A 20,549-nucleotide genomic window follows, 5' to 3' on the forward strand; every position below is an offset into this window, starting at 1 on the left:
GTGGGGAGAAAGGCGATGAGATCCACCAAGCTCACGGCGACGCTCCTTGATCTGTTCAAGGCGGGGGTCGCGGCATCCATTTTGCTGACGGCAGGCGAAGCATGTTTCGCGCAATCGGTCGTCAATCTGACGGCGAAGGCGTCCACGGCGTTGATGCCGGACGGGCAGTCCGTGCCGATGTGGGGCTACAGCTGCACGCCGGCCGCCGTCGCGACGGTGCCGGCCGCGAATGCCACCTGCGCGGCGGCGAATCCGGCCGCCGGCGCGAACTGGTCGCCGGTGGTGATCACCGTGCCGGCAGGGCAGTTGCAGATCAACCTGACGAACAACCTGCCGGCGCCCGTGCCGACCTCGCTCGTCATCGTCGGCCAGCTGGGCGGTGGCTTGGGCGACAAGCCGACGACCACGCCGAGCCCGGCCCATCCGACGCAGACCGCCACGACCTGGCCGATCGTCACGGCGACGTCGACCGCGCCGATGGCATCGTTCGTGCCGCCCGCGCAAGGGCCGCGCGTCGAGTCGTTCGGGACCGAGGTGGCGCCGTCGACCGATCCGAAATCGCACACGACGCTGACCTGGGCCAATCTCAAGCCCGGCACCTACCTGCTCGAGTCGGGCACGCACCCGTCGATCCAGGGGCCGATGGGCCTCTACGGGGTGCTGGTGGTAAAGAGCCCGAGCGTCCCCAGTTCGACGTGCGCATCGACGAACCAGGCCTATCCGAATACGGCGTCCTGCTATGACGCCGACGTGCCGCTCGTGATGGGCGAGATCGATCCGGTGCAGAATGCCGCGGTTGCCGCGGCCGTCGCGACCAAGGGCTTCAGCGAAACCGCCGCGTGGTCGGGTCAGCCCGGCGGGTGCGGCGACTCGAAGTCGATCACGTTCGGCACCTGCTATCCGCCGGTGGTGAACTACGATCCGCGCTATTACCTGATCAACGGCGTGGCCTTCGATCGCACCAACCCGAACGCGTCGGCCTTTGCGCCGAGTGCGACCGTGGCGGCGTCGACCGGGCAGGTGCTCGTGCGCCTGGTGAACGCCGGGCTGCGCATGCACGTTCCGGCCGTGGTCGGCTCGCAAACGGGCAATCCGGCCGTTCCCGGCTTCGCGCTGATCGCCGAGGACGGCAACGTGTTGCCCGGCGCAGCGCGCATCCAGAACGCCGTGTTCATGGCGGCTGGCAAGACCTACGACGTGATGGTGAACGCGCCGGCCGCCGGTGCGATGCCGGTGTACGACCGCGAGTTGAGCCTGTCGACCAACAATATGCGCGATGGCGGGATGCAAGGCTACATCGCGGTCAACAACGCCCAGCCGTCGGCGACCGCCGGCATCGGCGAAACGCCGACCGCCGCGGGCGCGAACTACTACTTCGTGCCGGGCACGACGCTCGCCGTGTCGGATCCGGCCAAGGGCGTGATCGCGAGCGACTCCGGCGTGTACGGCGTGAAGGTCCAGACGCCGCCCGCGAGCGGCACGCTCACGCTGAACACGGATGGTACGTTCACCTATTTGTCGAGCAGCGCGACGAACGACAGTTTCGTCTATCAGTCGACCAACGGCACGCCGCCGGTGACGGCGAAGGTGACGTTGACTGCCTGCACCACGAGCAACAAGTGCCTGTCGGTCCCCACCGCGGGCAATGCGAGTTTCGCGAGCAACATCGCGTCGCAAATCCAGGTCGGCGCGCCGGGCGTGCTCGCCAGCGCGAGCGATCCGGCCGGGTTGCCGCTCACCGCGCAGATCGTCGCGTCGAGCGCGACGAACGGCACCGTGACGCTGAACCCGGACGGCTCGTTTACCGCGGTGCCGACGACGGCGCCGCTGGCCGGCAACGGTGCGGCCGCGCAGACGATGACGTTCCAGTACAAGGTCACCAATACGCAGAAGCAGACGAGCGCGAATGCAGGGACGGTGACCGTGACCTTCAATCCCGGCAGCGGGCTGGTCGTGAACGTGATGGATGCGCCGAGCATGGCGCCGGATGCGACCGCGCCGAACAAGGCGGTCCAGCTCACCGACTACCGCTGGATCATCGAGGAAGACCGCACGATGCAGATCGATCCGGCCTGCCAGGTGAATTCGGCGACGGCGCGGCCGGCGAACTGCCCGCCGCTGCCGGTTCCGAGTCTCGGCACGAACTTCCACACGAGCTACATGCCGGTGGTGGCGGCGGGCTGCGTCGGCACCGTGGCATGCGAATCCGGGCAGACCGTGTACGACCCGGTCACCAACACGCACGTGGCGACCGTGTGCGACGTCGGCAACGGCGTGTGCCGTACCGGCCCGAACGTCACGCAACAGACGCCGGTCGATCCGAAGTACGTGGCGCTCGATCCGACCAAGCATTACTACATCTCGATCCTGCCCGGCGATGCCGGCAACACGTTCACGAACGGCGGCGGCGTGCCGCCCAACACCACGCGGCCATTCAGCATCGCGCTCGACTGCCCGTCGGGTCCGAGCGGTGCGGATTTCGCGCCGGGCACCGGCAAGTGCGGCCACAGCATGGGCGGCGCGCCGATTTCGCCCGCGCAGGTCGCGGCCGCGAAGGCCGGGCAGACGGCCGCCGGACAGGCCGGGCAGCTCAACGTGCTGCTGACGGAGACGCCGTACCAGACCGCGAAGCTGTCGGTGTTCGTGTTCGAGGACGATGCGCCGCTGAACGGCGAAGTGGATGTCAGCGGCGGGTCCGACGGATTCGGCACCGCGCGCGAGCCGGGGCTCGGCGGATTCGAGGTCAAGCTCTGGGACGATGCCGGCGGCACCGGCGACCCGACCGGGCAGATGAGCTACGACATGTTCAACATGCCGCTGTCGAATTCGCTGCAGGGCACCGTCGACCCGCTCACCGGGCTCAATGCGTGCCCGATCACGACGGCGACCGACGGCCTGGTCGGCATGATTCCGACCTGCCCGAAATACGAATCGGATGGCAAGACGCTGTCGCCGCTCGTCGGCCAGGCTGTCATCGCCAACCTGATGCCGGGCCGCTACGGCGTGATCGCGACACCGGCGGCCGACCGCATTGGCCGCGGCGAGGAATGGCTGCAGACCAACACGCTCGACGGACAGAAGGCGCATGACGCGTTCGTCAAGGTCGGCGGCCCCGCGTACTTCCAGGAGTTCGGGCCGGCCGGCTATCACGTGTCGATCGGCTTCGCGAATCCGAAGATCATCAACGCGCGCAGGACCAACGCGGCCAAGACGGGGCTGTGCGACAAAGGCGCATGCCCGAACACGATCACGGGCCGCGTGACGAACCTGCACTACGGCCGTCCGCCGAACGAGAACCTGTACAGCAGCGGGTCGCACGATTCGCTGGCGTTCTCGCAATGCTATGTGAGCGTCGGCGATCCGGACGGCGAGGACTATGGCTTCACGAAGTGCGACAACCAGGGGCGGTTCACGATCAGCGGTTTGCCGAGCGGCACAACGCGCATCACCGTGTTCGATCAATGGAACGACCAGATCGTCGACGGGCTGGCCAAGGCGGTCCAGCTGCCCGCGGCCAACGGGAGCACGACGGTCGACGTCGGCGACCTGTCGGTGCTGCAGTGGCAGACGAACCTCTATACGCGGACCTTCATCGACCTGCACGGCGACGGCGTCTCGCATCCGGATGACCCCGGCATCGCGCTGGCTTCGGTCAACATGCGGTTCCGCGACGGCAGCTTCTCGAACTTCAATTCGACCGACGCCAACGGCTATGCGCCGTTCAACGAGATCTTCCCGCTGTTCAACTGGTATGTGGTCGACGACGACCTGACGCGCTTCAAGTCGACCGGCACGCACGTGGTGTATGACGCGGGCGGTCCGGTGGACGGCACCGGCGTGCCCGGCAGCGGGAATTCGACGCTGGCCGCGAACTTCGCGAACACGGTCGAAACCGTGCCGCTGCCCGCGAACCTGCAAGTGCCGGGCGCCCGGTATTGCGCGGACGCGGACTGCGCGTCGACCGGCAGCGGCTCGACCGGGCGGGTCGATCCGCCCTGGGCGGGCACGGAGGCATGGCAGGGCTTCTCCGGCCAGAACTCGTTCATCGAGTACGGCAAGACGCCGTTCGCGAAGGGCGAGAACGGCGGGATACGCGGCGAGGTGATCTATGCGTCGACGCGGCCGTTCGACGATCCGACGCTGCTGATCCACACGAAGTGGACCCCCAACGTGCCGAACGTCACGGTGAACCTGTACCAGGAGGGCACGGCGACGGACGGCACCACCAACCTGACGCTGGTCGATACGACCAAGACGGCGAGCTGGGACGACTGGGCGCAGGGCTTCCGCGCGGACGGCGCGACGCCAAACATGAACTGCCCGGGCCAGGATCCGAACGACCCGTTCTACTTCACGCTGAAGAACAGCACCAACTGGCTCGACCCGCAACATCGCCAGCTGCCCGCGAACGCGCAGTACAAGTGCTACGACGGCATGCACGTGTTCAACCAGATCCAGCCGGCGCCGTATGACGGGATGTACAAGTTCCCGAGCGTGACCTCGACGGATGCGAACGGCAAGCCGGTCGCGTCGAACTGCACGATCTGCGTCGGGAAGAACCCCGTCGACGGCACGCCGATGCTGCCGGCCGGCAAGTACGTGGTCGAGATCATCGTGCCGCCGGGCTACGAACTGGTGAAGGAGGAAGACAAGAACATCCTGATCGGCGACAACTACATCGCCCCGGTGACGCAGCAGTTCGGCGGGATCGGCGCGATCTTCATCCTCCCTGACCAGGCCGCGGTGAACTCGACGTACAACAAGAACAACGCGCAGAACATGACCACGAACCTCGGTTCGACGCCGCATGCCGAAGGCGACACCGGCAGCGTCGAGCGGTTCTGGCCGTGCGTCGGCGAGTTGCGCATCGTGCCGGACTACATGAGCCTGTTCCCGGGCTCGAAGGAAGTCGCGCCGTTCGCGGGTGCGTCCCGGCATCTGTGCGATCGCAAGGAGGTGATGCTCACCGATGAGGAATCGGTGCTCGCGAAGTTCTGGATCTTCAGCTCGACGCATGTCACCGCGCACTACACGGGCTTCATGCTCGACGACTTCTCGTCGGAGTTCGATCCGTACTCGCCGCAGTTCGGCGAAAAGTTCGCGGTGCCGAACGTGCCGATCTCGTTCAAGGATTTCTCCGGCAACGAAATCTCGCGCACCTACTCGGATCAATGGGGTATCTACAACGGACTGACGTTCTCGACCTGGGAAGTGAACCCCCCGAACCCGACCGGTTATGCGCCGACGATGATGGTCGCGTGCATGAACGATCCGGGCCCGATCCCCGATCCGCAGCACCCCGGCAAGACGATGTCGGACCCGCTGTACAACCCGGCATACAGCCAGTTCTGTTACGAGATTCCGTTCATGCCCGGACAGACGCAGTACATGGATACGCCGGTGGTGCCGGTGCAGGCCTTCGCCGATGGCTACAACCAGCCCGACTGCGCGTATCCGGATGCGACGCCGGCGATCTCGAGCGTGACCGGCGACACGATCGGTGCCGGTGCGGGCCCGTGGGTCAGCGCACCCGGCAACCAGTTGACGATCACCGCGCTGGGCGACCAGCAGGTGCCGAACCATGCGTACACGGGACCGAACCAGAGCACGGCGCCGTTCAACCAGAAGTTCGTCACGCGCCACTACGGCTTCGGCGACACGCAGGGCACCGGCACGGTCACGATCGCGGGGGTCAATGCGCAAGTCGTGTCGTGGAGCGACTCGAAGATCGTCGTGCTCGCGCCCGACCTGAGCATTCCGGCGCTCCCGTCGCTGACGGTGCCGTCGACCTGCACGATCCAGCAGATGGGCGCGCCCGCGACGCAGTGCGGCGAGCTCGTGATCACGGCCGGCAACGGCAAGCGGTCGATCGATGCGATCACGGTGACGATCGGCGGCAAGGCGCCGACCTACGTGAGCGGCGAGAACGGCGCGAGCAATGCGCTCCAGACCGCGATCAACAATGCGAGCGCGGGTGACATGATCGTCGTCGGTCCCGGCACGTACAACGAGATGCTGGTGATGTGGAAGCCGGTGCGGCTGCAAGGCGTCGGCGCCGCGTCGGTGACGGTCAATGCGAACACGCATCCGTCCGGCAAGCTCGATCCGTGGCGCCGGCTGATCGCGTGCGTGTTCGGCACGTCGCTGGACGGCGGGCAGATTTCGCCCGCGTACGATCCGACGAAGCCGATCTCGCCGACCAACAACCCGTACGACCCGTCGGGCACCTATCAATGCTCGACGCAGATGCAGGGGCACGTGGATCCGATCCCGTTCGAGCCGACGATCGGTTGGGACAGCATGCAAAACGGCAATCTGGGCGAGTTGCTGATGGAGCCGTCGCTGATGGGCGCGTATGAAGGCGCGGGCATCACGGTGCTGGCCAAGGGCGTGCAGCCGAGCACGAACTGCACCGCGAACGGCATCTGCACGCTGCTCACGAAGCACGACTGCACGACGGACCCGAACAACCCGAACTACAGCAACTTCCTGTGCAACCCGTCGCGCATCGACGGGATCACGGTGACCAACAGCTCGCAGGGCGGCGGCGGGATCTTCCTGCACGGCTGGAACCATTACACGGAGGTATCGAACAACCGCGTGACCGGCAATGCGGGCACGCTGTCGGGCGGCATCACGGTCGGCCAGGTCGAAGTGCCGGATGGCACCATCGCCCCGGACGGCTTGACGCAGTTGCCGTTCATGTACAACACGTACGTCAACGTTCACCACAACGCCGTCACAGGAAACGCGTCGTACGGCGACGAGATCAACTCGACCACGCCATCGGCGGCCGGCGGCGTGACCCTGTGCTCGGGCGCAGACTACTACCGCTTCAACTACAACTGGGTCTGCGGCAACATCAGCGGCGGTGACGGCGGCGGCGTCGCGCACTTCGGGTTCAGCTACAACGGCGACCTGTCGCACAACGTCGTGTTGTTCAACCAGAGCAACAACCCGACGCTGCCGACGTATGGCGGCGGGATCATCGCGCAGGGGGTGCCGCCCGACGGCACGTTCTGCGAGAACTCGCTCGTCGACGTCGATTGCGCGCCGCAGCTGTCCGACGGCATCGGCCCGGATCTCGTGATCGACGGCAACCTGATCATGGGCAATACGGCGGAAAGCGGGAAGGGCGGCGGCCTGCGGCTGCAGAACGTCAACGGCACGGACGTGCAACGCAATCTCGGCAACCCGAACAAGTGGTACGAGGTGCGCGTGATCAACAACATCATCGCGGACAACGTGGCCGGCTGGTCGGGCGGCGGCGTGTCGCTGCAGGATGCGGTGCGCGTGCACTTCGTCAACAACACGGTGATCGCGAACGATGCGACGGCGTCGGCGGGCGTGCTCTTCAATACGCCGGCCGCGTCGCAGTCGAACGTGCCGCCGCCGGGATGCACGAGCAGCCCGAACAGCGCGGACTCGACGTGCACGAGCTTCATCGAGGCATCGACGCAGCAACCGGCCGGGCTGGAGACGGCGGGTCATACGCAGAATCTGTTGGCCGCGTTCGTCCCGCCCGCGAATTTCAGGGGGCAAGTCCGTTGTCCCCCGAATGAGCCGAACTGCACGAAGTTCTCGAACCCGGTGCTGACCAACAACCTGTTCTGGCAAAACCGCTCGTTCTACATCTCGGTGAGTTCGCAGCCGAACCCGAACATACCCGGCGTGCAGAACGCGGTCACGTTGAACCCGGTCCTGAACCAGAAGGGGCAGTCGACAGGCTTCTGCGTGACGGGCGGCACGACCCCGCCGTTCTATTGGGACATCGGCGCGTACGGCGACACCGGGCCGGCCAATCACCAGTCCGGGCTGACCATGAACCCGCGGCATTCGATCATGACCAGCACGGCGGGCTACGGCGCGACCAACATCGCGGCGGATCCGCAGACGGTGGGCCAGTACTGCAACGGTTCGCGGGTGCCGCCGGAAGCCGGCGGGAACGGCTTTGCCGTGCCGCCCGGGATTGCCGACGCGGTGATGCCGAACCCGCTGTTCGGTCTGATGCCGACGGCCACGCCGGATGAAGGCAACCAGTGGATCAACATGTCGTACGGGCCGCTGTCGCTGTTCAACGAGGCGCTCACGCCGGGCAGTGCGGGTTACAACGTGATGATGGGCAACTACTCGATCAAGGGCACGTCGCCGGCGATCGGGGCGGCCACGGGCGCCGGCGCGCCGAATCACGACATCTTCGGCACGCGGCGGCCGCAAGCCAACGGCTACGACATCGGTGCTGTCGAGTACGTAGCGCCGGGCCTGTTCGGCGGCCTGCTAGGCGGCGGTACGCCGATCGATCCGCTCGCGCTGGGCAGCCAGCCGACCGGCCTGGCCGCTCTTGTCCCGCCGGGTTTCGGCGGGATCGCGGGCCTGCTCAACGGCGGCGGGTTCCCGGCGCAGATCCGCGCCCCGGCACTGCGGCGGCCGCTGGCCGGTGCGCTGCGGCTGGCTCCGCGGGCGCGGCCGCTGCCGGCAGGTGCGTTGACGCAGTCTCCGGCGCTGGCGCGGCCGCAGTCGGGCGTGCTGTTGCAGAACCCGGCTCAGACGCCGCCGCGCAACCGCGCGCAAACGCAGACGCGTGCGCAACCGCGCACGCCGCCGCGGCTGCCGGCGCCGCCCGTGCCGCTCGCGGGAGCGCTGCAATGAAGCATTCAGCCTTCCGTGCGGCGACGATGCTGCTGCTCGCGGGCGGCGCCTGCCTCGCCGCGGTCCGGCCTCAGGCGGCCGCGGCCGGGCAGGATGCGCCGGCCGAGCCGGCGGCCCGCCGGCACTCGCCTTACGTGCCGGTGAGCCTGCCGCGGCAGGCAAAGGCCTATTACCAGATGGGGAAGGGCATCGACGACCTGCACGTGCGCAGCACCGCGTCGGGCAACCTGATCCGCTTCAGCTACCGCGTGACCGATCCGGAGAAGGCGCGGCTGCTCGGCGACACCAAAGCGACCGTTTATCTGTACGGCGAAACGAGCCACGCGCTGCTCGTGATTCCGGTGATGGACCAGATCGGCGCGCTGCGGCAAACCGGTCAGCTGGAGACCGGACACGAATACTGGATGGTGTTTTCCAACAAGGGAGGGCCGATCAAGCGCGGCGAACGGGTCAGCATCCTGATCGATTCGCTGCATATCGACGGGCTGGTGGTCGAGTAATCACAACCATGCGCATGCCGCCGTGCATCGGCAACGGACGGCCTGCATGCGGGGAGAGCAGTCATGAACCGGTTTCTTTTCAAGTCGATTTCGGTGGCGTGCGCCGCCGGCTTTTTGACTTGCGGCCAGGTCGCATCCGCGGCCTCGGCGGCGGGGAATGCGCAGGCGGCGTCGGCGTCGCGTATGGACGCGGCGCAGATCGCCGAGCGCAATATCGCGGCCCGTGGCGGGCTGCAGGCGTGGCGGGCGGTGTCGTCGATCAGGATGACGGGGCAGCTCGATGCGGGCGGAAAGAAGAACGTCAGGCTGCCGTTCACGCTGACGTTGAAGCGTCCGCACAAGAGCCGGCTCGAAATCCAGTTCGAGCAGCAAACCGCGCTGCAGGTGTACGACGGCTCGCAGGGCTGGCTGGTCAGGCCGTACCTCGGCCGCAACGATGTCGAGCCGTATACGCCGGCGCAACTGAAGTCCGCCGCGTCATCCGCCGAACTCGACGGTCCGCTGATCGACTACGCGAACAAGGGCACCACGCTCCAGGCGCTCGGCACGGAGCAGGTGGAAGGGCATCGCGCGTATGTGCTGAAGCTGACGTCGAAGGATGGCGCGTCGCGCCGCCTGTGGGTCGACGCGTCGAGCTTCCTCGAACTGAAGATCGATGGCGAGCCGCGCGTGCTGGACGGCAAGACGCACAGCGTCACGGTTTTCTATCGCGACTACAGGAAGGAGAACGGTCTCGTCATGCCGCACACGCTCGAGACTGCCGTGAGCGGCGTCAAGGAGACGCACCGGATCACGATCGAGCATGTCGCGCTCAACGCGACGGCCGACGACGCGATGTTCGGCAAGCCGCCGCTCACCTTCGCGAAGGCGCCGAGTCAGCCGGCCGAGATCCGGACGAGGTGACCGCCATGGGACGGATCGGATCGTGGGTGCTCGCCGGCTGCGCGATGGCGGCCTTGTGCGGGTGCGAGCAATTGCCGGGGCAGGGCCTCGGCGTGGACCAGATCGTCGAGAAGAATATCGCGGCGAGAGGCGGGCTCGACGCGTGGCGCAAGGTCCAGACGATGGTCTGGTCGGGCCATGTGGATAGCCCGAACGCACCGGTGCGCGACATGCCGTTCATCCTCGCGATGAAGCGGCCGAACAAAACGCGCTTCGAGATCACCGTGATGAACCAGAAGGCCGTGCGCGTGTTCGACGGTCGCGAAGGCTGGAAGCAGGCCGCGAGCGGCAGCGCCGGCCTGCGGCCGTACTCGCCGGGCGAGCTGATGTCCGCGCGCGACGAGCAGGTGATCGACGGTCCGCTGATCGACCACGATGCGAAGGGCATCGGCGTGACGCTGGACGGCGTCGACCCGATCGGCGGGCACGATGCGTACCGCCTCGCGGTGAAGTTGCCGTCCGGCGCGGTACGGCATGTGTGGATCGACGGGCGGACGTTCCTGGACGTGAAGACCGACCGCCAGGTGCGCGGGCCGAGCGGCCCGCTCACGGTGGAGGTGAACTACGGCAACTTCAAGCGCATCGACGGCCTGCAGATCCCGCTCAGGATCGAGAGCGGAACGGCGGCTTCGACGACCAAGGACACGCTGATCATCGACAAGGTGTCGTTGAATCCGCCGCTCGACGATGCGCTCTTCGCGCGGCCCGTCGCGCCGGGCGGACGCCGTCCGCCGTCGATCGACGCGCGCGTGTCGCCGGCGCCGCCGGGCGCCGGCCGGCCGACGCCACGGCCATGAACGGCATCCGGGGGCGACTGCGCGCCCTCGCGGCGGCGCGCCCGCTGGCCTCGCGCGGGTGGCTGGCGCGGTGGGTGGTGCTGGCCGCGTTGTGCGCAGGCGCGGGCCACGCGATCGGCGGCGAAGCCGCGGCGCCCGTCGTGCCGGCGGACCCGGGAGAAGCGATCTTCCAGCGCGGCATCCTCGGTTCGGGCGCACCGCTCGAAGCCGTGCATCAGGACGGCGTGCGCCTGCAAGGCGCCGCCGCCGCCTGCGTCAATTGCCATCGGCGCAGCGGGCTGGGCTCGAAGGAGGGCAACAACACCATCCCGCCGATCACGTGGCGCTACCTGGTGCATCCGCGCGCGCAGACCGCCGAGGATCTCGACATCCCGTTCGTTCCCGGCATGCGCACCGACCGCGAGCCGTACACGGAAGAACGGCTCGCGCGCGCCGTGCGCGACGGGATCGATTCCGAGGGCAAGCCGCTCGGCAGGCTGATGCCGCAATACGCGCTCGGCGATGCCGACATGGCCGCGCTGACCGGCTATCTGCAGCGTCTCGACCGCCACAAGCCGTCGGGCGTGACGGACACGGTGCTGCATTTCGCGACGATCGTCACGCCGGACGCGGACCCGGTGAAGCGGGCGGGCATGCTCGATGTCCTGCAGCACTACTTCGCGGACAAGAACGCGTTTCCGTTCGGCACGACGCCGCCGCTGCGTTCCACGCGAAAAATGATGTTCATGGTCAATCGCCGCTGGGAACTGCATGTGTGGGAACTGAAGGGGCCGCCGGACACGTGGCGTGCGCAACTGACGCAGTTTCTCGCGCAGCAGCCGGTGCTGGCCGTGGTGTCGGGGATCGGCGGCAGGAACTGGGCGCCCGTCCACGACTTCTGCGAGGCGGAGGCAGTGCCCTGCCTGTTTCCGAACGTCGAAGTGCCGGTCGAAACCGACCACGATTTCTACTCCGTGTATTTTTCGCGCGGCGTGCTGCTCGAGTCTGACCTGATCGCGAAGCGCATCCTGGACGAAGCCGGTGCGCGGCCGGCGCCGCAAGCGGTGAAGACGGTCTGGCAGGTCTATCGCACCGGCGACAACGGCGAGCGCGGCGCACGCGCGCTGGCTGCCGCGCTGAAGGCGCACGGCATCGCCGTGTCGAATCGCGTGCTTGGATCCGGCGACAGCGTCGCGCGCGCGTTGCGCCGGCTGCCGCGCGACGACGTGCTCGTGCTGTGGCTGCGGCCGCCGGACCTCGCGGCGCTCGCTCACGTGCCGCCCGCGACGGACACGGTATTCATGTCGGGGCTGCTCGGCGGGCTCGACAATACGCCGCTGCCGACGAGCTGGCGCGGCGTGACGCGCATCGCCTATCCATTCGACCTGCCCGAAGGGCGGCGCGTGCGCGTCGACTATGCGTTCGGCTGGTTCTCGATCCGGCAGATTCCGATGGTCGCGCCGCAGGTGCAGGCTGACACGTATCTCGCATGCGGCCTGCTCGCCGAGACGCTCAGCCATCTGGTCGATGCGTTCGTGCGCGAGTATCTCGTCGAGCGCATCCAGGACATGCTCGAGCGCCGCATCCTGACCGGCTACTACCCGCGCCTGACGCTCGCGCCCGGGCAGCGCTTCGCGTCGAAGGGCGGCTATATCGTCCGCTTCGCCGGGCCGGATCGCGTGAAGCTCTCCGCCGACGGGGGCTGGGTCGTCCCCTGAGCGGCCGCGCGCGCCGAGATGGAGTAGGGATCAGACCGCGTAAGGAGGGAGTCGCCCCATGTCGGTTCTCGTGGGCGCTCCGCACAATGAAGACATCGTCCGACGTGCGCATGTCGCGTCGGAATGGGGCGACAAACAGCATGGGGGGGAAACAGCCATGACAACGTTCCTAGTCGGCCATCGCGCACGCCCGCGCTGGAGGCGTGGCGGCTGGATGGCCGTGCTCGCGGTGCTTGCGTTGCTGCAGGTGTCGGCCGCGCGGGCGCTGCCGATCTTCGCGCGCCAGACCGGGCAGAGCTGCGTCGCATGTCATGCCGGCGGCCAGTTTCCGGAGCTCACGCCGTATGGACGCCTGTTCAAGCTGAACGGCTATACGCTCGGCGAGCGCACGATTCCGATCGCCGCGATGGCCATCGGCGACCTGAGCACGACGCGCGGCAACACCGACTCCAGTGGCAACAAGATCAATCCGAAGAACGCGCTGCCGATCTTCGATTTCGCGAGCGTGTTCCTTGCCGGGAAGATTACCGACAAGATCGGTGGTTTCGCTCAGTTTACCTACATAAACTACGATCACCAGGACGGTGACGGAAAATGGAAAGGCCACTGGACGTCGGACAACACCGACTTCCGCTTCGTCGACCGGATCATCTCCAGCGCGAACGACCTGATCCTCGGCCTGACGGTGCACAACAACCCGACCGTGCAGGACGTCTTCAACACCGCGCCGGCCTGGGGCTACCCGTACATTTCGTCGACGATCAGCCCGGCCGCCAAAATCCCGAACCTGCCGCTCCTTGAAAGCGGGGGCCTTGCGACACAGGTCGTCGGCACGGGCGCCTACCTGTACTGGAACAAGCTGGTGTACGCCGAGCTGACCGCCTACAGCACGGCCGACGGCATCTGGTCGTTCCTGAGCCATGGGAACAAGCCGGGGGATCCCGTCCACCCGCAGGTCTATCTGCGCGGCTACAACCCGTACGCGCGCATCGCGCTGACGCGCGACTGGGGGCCGCATAGCCTGATGGTCGGCGCGTTCGGCTTCAGTGCCGAAATTTATCCGAACGACCCGAACAATTTCCCGATCTTCGGCACCGGTGTCACGCGTTATCGCGACTACGGTTTCGACGCGCAGTACCAGTACCTGCTTGAGCCGCACACGATTACCGCGCAGGCGCGCTACGTGCGCGAGAACATCCACGATCCGAACAACTTCGTGCTGGGAGACGGCACGTCGGCGAATCTCAACTCGCTGCGGCTCAAGGCGTCGTACATCTACCAGAACAAGTACGGCGTGAGCCTGTCGTTCTTCAATACGACCGGCACGCCGGACAGCGCGCTGTATTCGGGCAGCGCGAACTTCCATCCGAACACGCAGGGCTGGACGCCGGAAATCTTCTGGATACCGATCCAGTACGTGCGCGTCGGCCTGCAGTACACGCATTTCACCCGGTTCCTCGGCGCGGCGACCAATTACGACGGCATGGGACGCAATGCGAGGGACAACGACACGCTGTTTCTCTATCTATGGGTCGCGTCGTTCTGACATCCCGTCCGGCGTTTCCCGCACACCGGACCGACCGAAGCACGCGCGGCGAGCGGGTGTCGCGCATCTCGCATCGCGTCGCGATGCGGGCACGTATCCCTGTCGAACGAAATCGATTCGGCAGGCGAAGGAAGTTGCGGCAAGGAGGTGGCTGACATGAACAAGGTGGCCCATATCGTCTCGCTCGCGATGGTGCTGGCCGGGGCGGGTTGCCACGACCTGGAGCGGTCGCGGCAGGTTGACAACCCGGCGGTACCGGGCAAGACCATCGCGCTGCAGGTGTGCTCGAACTGCCATGGCGCGACCGGCGTGTCGGTATCGCCGATGTTTCCGAAGCTGGCCGGACAGCGCAAGGAGTACCTCGTCGATCAGTTGACCGACTTCAAGAGCCACGCGCGTGCCGATCCGAACGCGAAGCGGTACATGTGGGGCTTCACGCATCTGACCGACAGGCAGATCGACGAGCTCGCCACCTATTTTTCAGGCCAGGAGGCGGCGCCGGGCGAAGCCGGCGATCGCACGCTGCTCGACGCGGGCAAGGCGATTTTCGTGGGAGGCCTGCCGGACAAGGGCGTCGCGGCCTGTATCGGGTGTCATGGCCAGCATGGCGAGGGCATGAGCCGGTTTCCCCGTCTCGCCGGCCAGCATGCGGACTACGTGGTGAAGCAGCTCAGGATTTTCCGGGAAACCGATACACGGCCACGCGGCGCGATCATGAAGTCGGTCTGCGCGAACATGACGGAGCAGGACATGCGCGCCGTCGCGACCTATGTCGAGGCATTTCCGGCGGAAGCCGGCGTACCGGCGAACCTGCCGGCAGCCGGTGCATCGGCGAGCCCGGCGGAATCCGGCGTATCGGTGGGCCCGCCGGAGGCCGGCGTATCGGCGAGCCCGGCGGAAACCGGTGTATCGACGAACCAGCCGGAAGCCGGTGCACCGACGAACTCGCCGGAAACCGGACCATCGGCGAGCCCGCCGGCCGACCAATGAGCAAGCGCCGCCGAATCGGTATCGCATGCAGCACGTGCCGCGCGGCGGGCAGACGACCGGCGCCGGCAGTGATCATTTAGGTGTCTCGTCTTCCCCGAGGCGGGGCGCCTCTTTTTCTTCCAACCCTGCGCGGTTCCGTTCCGGTGAATACCATGAAAGCGATGCAATCCCCTCGCGGCAGTGCGGCGTCGGTCGCCAGGCTACCGTCTCGGCAACAACACGCGTCCGCCGCCGTTCGTGCATGCGAGCCGGGCGACGACGACCGTTCGTTCCTCGCGCGCCTGTCGCTGGTCGACTGGCTGTTCGCACTCGCGCTCGTCGTAGGCGCGGGTTATGTGCTCGTGCACTACGACGCGCGCATGGATTACTACGACAAGGCGATCATGATCGGCGCCGTGCCGGCGCTCGTCACGCTCGGCTGGCGCTGGAAGCCCGCGCGGCTGACGATGGCGTCGATCGCCGTGCTGTCGCTGCTGTCGATCCAGATCTACCAGGGCGATCTCGCGCGCGCCGATACGGCGTTCTTCCTCAAGTACTTCCTGTCGAGCCAGTCGGCGATCCTGTGGATGAGCGCGCTGTTCGTGCTCGCGACGATCTTCTACTGGATCGGCTTGCTCGCGCGCTCGGAAACCGGCGCCGCGATCGGCCAGAAACTCACGTGGGTCGCCGTGCTGATGGGCTTCACGGGGCTGATGGTGCGCTGGTACGAGTCCTACCTGATCGGCGCCGACGTCGGGCATATCCCGGTGTCGAACCTCTATGAGGTGTTCGTCCTGTTCAGCCTGATCACCGCGCTGCTCTATCTGTATTACGAGGGCCACTACGGCACGCGCTCGCTCGGCGCGTTCGTGCTGCTGGTCATCAGCGCGGCGGTCGGCTTCCTGATGTGGTACTCGGTCGCGCGCGATGCGCAGCAGATCCAGCCGCTGGTGCCTGCGCTGCAGAGCTGGTGGATGAAGATCCACGTGCCGGCGAACTTCATCGGCTACGGCAGCTTCGCGCTGTCGGCGATGGTGTCGGTCGCGTACCTGATGAATGAGCGCGGTGTGCTCGCCGATCGCCTGCCGACGCTCGAGGTGCTCGACGACGTGATGTACAAGTCGATCGCGGTGGGTTTCGCGTTCTTCACGATCGCGACGATCCTCGGCGCGATGTGGGCGGCCGAGGCATGGGGCGGCTACTGGAGCTGGGACCCGAAGGAAACCTGGGCGCTGATCGTGTGGCTGAACTACGCGGCGTGGCTGCACATGCGGATGATGAAGGGCCTGCGCGGCGCGGCTGCCGCGTGGTGGGCGCTCACGGGCCTGCTCGTGACGACGTTCGCGTTCCTCGGCGTCAACATGTTCCTGTCCGGGCTGCACAGCTACGGGCGACTTTGACGCGCACGCATGATGTCCTACCGTCTTCTACCCATGTGTTTCGGTGGGCATTCCCACTTCAAGCGGGTTGCACGCCGGACCAGAATGTCGTTAGAGGGGCCGCTGCATGCCCGATGTGAGGTGAGGGAGTCGCCATGAGACGCATCTATTTTCTGTTGCCGACGCCGCAATGCGCGCAGTCGATCGTCGACGAGTTGCTGTTGCTGCATGTCGAGTGGCGGCATATTCATTTCATCGCGAATCACAGCGTCGTGCACGATGGCTTGCAGGAGGCCACGCTGACGCAGCGCAGCGACTTGCTGCCGTCGCTCGCACGCGGCACGGTGGTCGGTTGCGCGACCGGGGTGCTGCTGGGGCTGATCGCGCTGGCGTTCCCGCCCGCGGGCCTGCCGATCGCCGGTGCCGGCTTCGTGACGATCACGTTGTCCGGCGCCGGCTTCGGGGCCTGGGCGGCGTCGATGATCGGCGTCAACGTGCCGAGTACACGCCTGAGGCGTTTCGAAGAAGGCATCGAGCGCGGCGAGCTGCTGATGATCCTCGACATTCCGAAGGACCGGGTCCACGAGATCGAGCACCTGATCGAGCTTCACCACGCCGAAGCGCATCTCGAAGGCGAAGATCCGACCGTTCCTGCCTTTCCCTGAATCGTCGGCCGGCCGCGGTGGGTCGGCACACGTTGCCGGGCGTCGCGGCAGCGCGATATCCGGCAACGCGTTCGTATGCGCCGCACGGACTGCGGCGCCGCGGCGCGTATTGCCGGAAGCATCGGCCGGCCACATCGGCCGGACACATCAGTCGGACACATCAACTCGAATCGAGGAGCCGCTTGTAGCGCGCGAGCACGCGCGGGACATACACGCGCGTTTGCGGCGACGACGGAATGCGATAGCCGGCGCGAATCACCGCGTTTTCTCCGGCATTGTAGGCGGCCAGCGTGAGTTCGACGTTGTCCTTGAACATGTCGAGCAGGAAGCGCAGATAGCGCGCGCCGGCCAGCACGTTGTCGCGCGGATTGAACATGTCTCCGTTCGAAAAACGCCGCGCGGTGTCGGGCATCAACTGCATGAGCCCTTGCGCACCCTTGTCCGAGACCGCCTTCGGGTTGTATCCCGATTCGACGTCGATCACCGCGCGCAGCAGTTCGGGTGGAACGCGAAACGCGCGGCTCGCTTCGTCGATCACGTCGGCGAACGAGGACAGCGCGCCGCGGGCCAGCTTCGAGGCGGCGTGCTTCATGTCGGGTGGGGCGGGCGCGTCGCTCGCGACGATCACCTTCATGCCGGTCGTGCCGGGTTCGTTGGTGAGGACGATTGCGCCAGTGCTGGTGACCGTGCCGAATATTTGCGCGTTCGCGGTGCACGTCCACGCCGAGCCGAATGCCACGCATGCGGCAGCGATCGCGATTCCCAGTCCGGATAAAGGTCGGCGGTGCATCTTCCAGGTCTCCTGCACCTGGATTGTCGGCGATGGGAAATCGGACCGGCAATGGGGCACCTCCCTACACTTCGAGGCCCAAACGGCGCCGCAAAAAACGGTGCAAAACTGTTACCCCTGTAACGGTGGGTAATGGGCAGTAATCGCCGAATATTAACAATCCTTACTACGCGCCGTTGGTTTTTTCTCGATTTGGCGTAACCGCGGCGGGAATGTTTTCATCCATGCTGAAACACGAGTGGCTTTCCCGCCATCGGTAATCACACTGACGCGCTGAAAAACCTGGAATCGATACAGTTTTGAAACATTTCAGGTGGGTCGCGTGGTCGCGCCGCGGACCGGCGGAATGCGGCTCGCCGCCGCCTCAGGCTCGGAGCGCGGTGGCGCGATCCTTGCTGCAGCGACACGCATGGCTGTCGGTTGCCGCGAATTTCAATAATTGATCCGGGCAGGGGAAACCACGCAGCGAGCGTTTCCGGAACTGCGCAGGATGTGCCGATACGGTACACCGCGCAGGAATGGAGGAACGGGGGAGAGGCGGTCGTGAATACCAAATGTCGCGTTGTAATTGCAGAGGACCATGACCTGCTGAGAAATGGCCTCAGGTCGATGCTGTGCGCGCAAGGCGACTACGAGGTCGTCGGCGAGGCAAGGGACGGCAAGGAGGCGTGTCATCAGGCGCTGACGCTGGCTCCCGATCTGATCCTGATGGATCTGTCGATGCGCGGAATGAACGGTATCGATGCGAGCGCAACGATCAAGCGGCGGATGCCGACGGTCCGGATCATCGCGCTCACGGTTCACCAGAGCGAGGAGTATGTGCGGGAGGCGCTGCGGGCGGGGGTCGACGGTTACGTGCTCAAGGACGTTTCGTTCGACGAATTGCTGCTCGCGATGCGCATGGTCAGGCAGGGGAAGAAGCACCTGAGCGCGGACGTGTACGGCTACATGGTCGACTCGTTCGTGACCGGCCGCGAAATGCCTGCGCCGAGAAAGGCCTGGGACATCCTGACCGCGCGCGAGCGCAGCGTGCTGAAGCTGATTGCCGAAGGGCGCACCAACCGGCAGGTCGGTCAATACCTGAACCTGAGCCCGAAGACGATCGAGAAGTATCGGGCGAGCATGATGCACAAGCTCCATCTCGCGAACCTGACGGAACTGGTGCTGGTCGCGATGAGCATGGGCCTGCTGACCACGCTCGCGGCGAAGTGCGCGGAGCCGAATGCGGACGACGCGCCGACTCACTCGATCGACGACGTCGGGTCGCCGGAAGACGTCGGCGCGCATGCGAGACTGGACGAATATCCGCTCGGCGGCGTGAAGGATTGACGGCGGGATTGATGGCGGGACCGACTGCGTGACCGACCGCGATCGCGCGCGTCAGCAGGCCCAGCTCGCCGAGACGAGCGTGCCCGTGGTGGCCGACGACTCGATCGAGAACGTGCCGCCGTGCGACTCGACGCGATGCTGCATGCCGATCAGGCCGAGCCCGTCCGTGTGCGCGTCTTCCGTCGTCAGCGGGCGATGCTCGTAGCCGATGCCGTTGTCGCGTATCGTCATCAGCAGGCCGCCGGCGTCGTGGCGCAGGCCGAGTACGATCTCGGTGGCCTCCGCATGCTTGACGATGTTGTTGAGCGCCTCCTGCGCGACCCTGAACATGTCCGCCTTCAGATGGTCGGGTATGTCGTCGTCGTCGACATCGCAATTGAACTCGACCATCAGCGTGTTCACGTCGCGCTCGATGCGCCGGCACAGCGAAGCGAGGGCCGCCGACAGGCCGAGCTTGTCGAGCATCGGCGGCCGCAATTCACCGCATATCTGCCGGACTTCGCCGATCGTTTCGCGGATCCTGAGCACCGTCGAATCGAGCAGATTCGCCGCCTCGTCGATTTCGCCGCGACGAATGCGCATCAGCGCGTCTTCATTCATCAGCTTGATGAGCGTCAACGCCTGACCGAGCCCATCGTGCAATTCCGCGGCAAGGCGGTAGCGCTCCTTCTGCTGGCCCATCAGCAGATACGCGTGGCGGGCAGGCGCACCCGCGTAGCGCGCCGCGGCCGCATCGTGCGGCTCGGGCTCGAGGGCCGGCGGTTCCTCGAACAGCGTCAGCAACAGGCGGGTGCCGGTTGCCGTCGCGGGAAGCGCCTGCTGGTGCACCATGAACTGCGCGGGATGGCCGGTTCGCCCGCTGAGCATCGCGGTGAACGAATGACGGGGAAAAGTGGTGCCTCGCGACAATGCGTCTGCCAATTCGGCGTGGGTATCGTCGAGCGCCATGTCGGACAGATGCTTGCCGACGAGCTCGGTGTTCGAATAGCCGAACAGCGCCGCGGCGCTGCGATTCGCCGAGACGAAGGTTCCGTCGGCGGTGAGAACGGCCAGGGGGGCGCCGCGTGCATCGGTGACGATGCCGGCGTCGCGATCGTCCTCGCGCACGGCACCGCGAAGCTTGCGCATCGCATCGATCAGATCGAGCAGCCTGATTTGTGGCCTGGCGGGCTGGCGTTCAATCATGGGAGCTCCCGATGCGCAGGTTTCAGGAAATCGTAAGGTTTCTGCCATTCTAGGACGCGACCGACGCATGTCGCAACAAGGGGAAGGCGCGCGCAAGCGTA

12 protein-coding genes are annotated in these 20,549 nt (G+C 66.3%); 10 read left to right on the forward strand and 2 right to left on the reverse strand.

Features of this window, described 5'->3' with window-relative positions; genetic code table 11:
- Positions 1-15 precede the first annotated feature (15 nt).
- The 9 genes from LXM88_RS10950 (at position 16) to LXM88_RS10990 (ending at position 17,144) form a co-directional block, all read left to right on the forward strand.
- Positions 16-8,649, forward strand: a complete 8,634-nt coding sequence (locus LXM88_RS10950) for a choice-of-anchor Q domain-containing protein (RefSeq protein ID WP_262542114.1) — start codon at positions 16-18, stop codon at positions 8,647-8,649.
- Positions 8,646-9,149, forward strand: a complete 504-nt coding sequence (locus tag LXM88_RS10955; RefSeq protein WP_262542116.1) for a hypothetical protein — start codon at positions 8,646-8,648, stop codon at positions 9,147-9,149. The genes LXM88_RS10950 and LXM88_RS10955 overlap by 4 nt, the downstream gene beginning before the upstream one ends.
- A 63-nt stretch (positions 9,150-9,212) precedes the next feature.
- Positions 9,213-10,052 carry an outer membrane lipoprotein-sorting protein gene (locus LXM88_RS10960; protein WP_262542118.1) on the forward strand — a complete coding sequence of 280 codons (840 nt, stop codon included), beginning with the start codon at positions 9,213-9,215 and terminating at the stop codon, positions 10,050-10,052.
- Positions 10,053-10,057: 5 nt separating this feature from the next.
- Positions 10,058-10,888, forward strand: a complete 831-nt coding sequence (locus LXM88_RS10965) for a hypothetical protein (protein ID WP_262542120.1) — start codon at positions 10,058-10,060, stop codon at positions 10,886-10,888.
- Positions 10,885-12,585 (forward strand): c-type cytochrome, encoded by a 1,701-nt coding sequence (locus tag LXM88_RS10970; protein WP_262542123.1) that lies wholly within the window; start codon positions 10,885-10,887, stop codon positions 12,583-12,585. Before LXM88_RS10965 ends, LXM88_RS10970 begins: the two co-directional genes overlap by 4 nt.
- Positions 12,586-12,742: 157 nt before the next feature.
- Positions 12,743-14,131, forward strand: coding sequence for a cytochrome C (locus LXM88_RS10975; RefSeq protein WP_262542126.1), 1,389 nt, complete (start codon positions 12,743-12,745; stop codon positions 14,129-14,131).
- Positions 14,132-14,287: 156 nt separating this feature from the next.
- Positions 14,288-15,121, forward strand: coding sequence for a c-type cytochrome (locus LXM88_RS10980; RefSeq protein ID WP_262542128.1), 834 nt, complete (start codon positions 14,288-14,290; stop codon positions 15,119-15,121).
- A 161-nt stretch (positions 15,122-15,282) separates the two neighbouring features.
- Positions 15,283-16,500, forward strand: coding sequence for a c-type cytochrome biogenesis protein CcsB (gene ccsB, locus LXM88_RS10985; protein WP_262542825.1), 1,218 nt, complete (start codon positions 15,283-15,285; stop codon positions 16,498-16,500).
- A 134-nt stretch (positions 16,501-16,634) separates the two neighbouring features.
- Entirely contained in the window at positions 16,635-17,144 is a 510-nt protein-coding gene (locus LXM88_RS10990; RefSeq protein ID WP_262542131.1) for a DUF1269 domain-containing protein, read from the forward strand.
- A gap of 160 nt (positions 17,145-17,304) precedes the next feature.
- On the opposite strand, the gene LXM88_RS10995 is transcribed toward LXM88_RS10990, so the two are convergent.
- Entirely contained in the window at positions 17,305-17,934 is a 630-nt protein-coding gene (locus tag LXM88_RS10995; RefSeq protein ID WP_262542134.1) for a lytic transglycosylase domain-containing protein, read from the reverse strand.
- 543 nt (positions 17,935-18,477) lie between these two features.
- Between LXM88_RS10995 and LXM88_RS11000 the strand changes: the two genes are divergently transcribed.
- Entirely contained in the window at positions 18,478-19,263 is a 786-nt protein-coding gene (locus LXM88_RS11000; RefSeq protein ID WP_262542136.1) for a response regulator, read from the forward strand.
- Positions 19,264-19,314: 51 nt separating this feature from the next.
- On the opposite strand, the gene LXM88_RS11005 is transcribed toward LXM88_RS11000, so the two are convergent.
- Positions 19,315-20,544, reverse strand: coding sequence for a sensor histidine kinase (locus LXM88_RS11005; protein ID WP_412524134.1), 1,230 nt, complete (start codon positions 20,542-20,544; stop codon positions 19,315-19,317).
- Between the last annotated feature and the right edge of the window lie 5 nt (positions 20,545-20,549).

The sequence above is a fragment of the Burkholderia sp. S-53 genome (assembly GCF_025560745.1).
GTDB classification, from domain to species: domain Bacteria; phylum Pseudomonadota; class Gammaproteobacteria; order Burkholderiales; family Burkholderiaceae; genus Burkholderia; species Burkholderia pyrrocinia.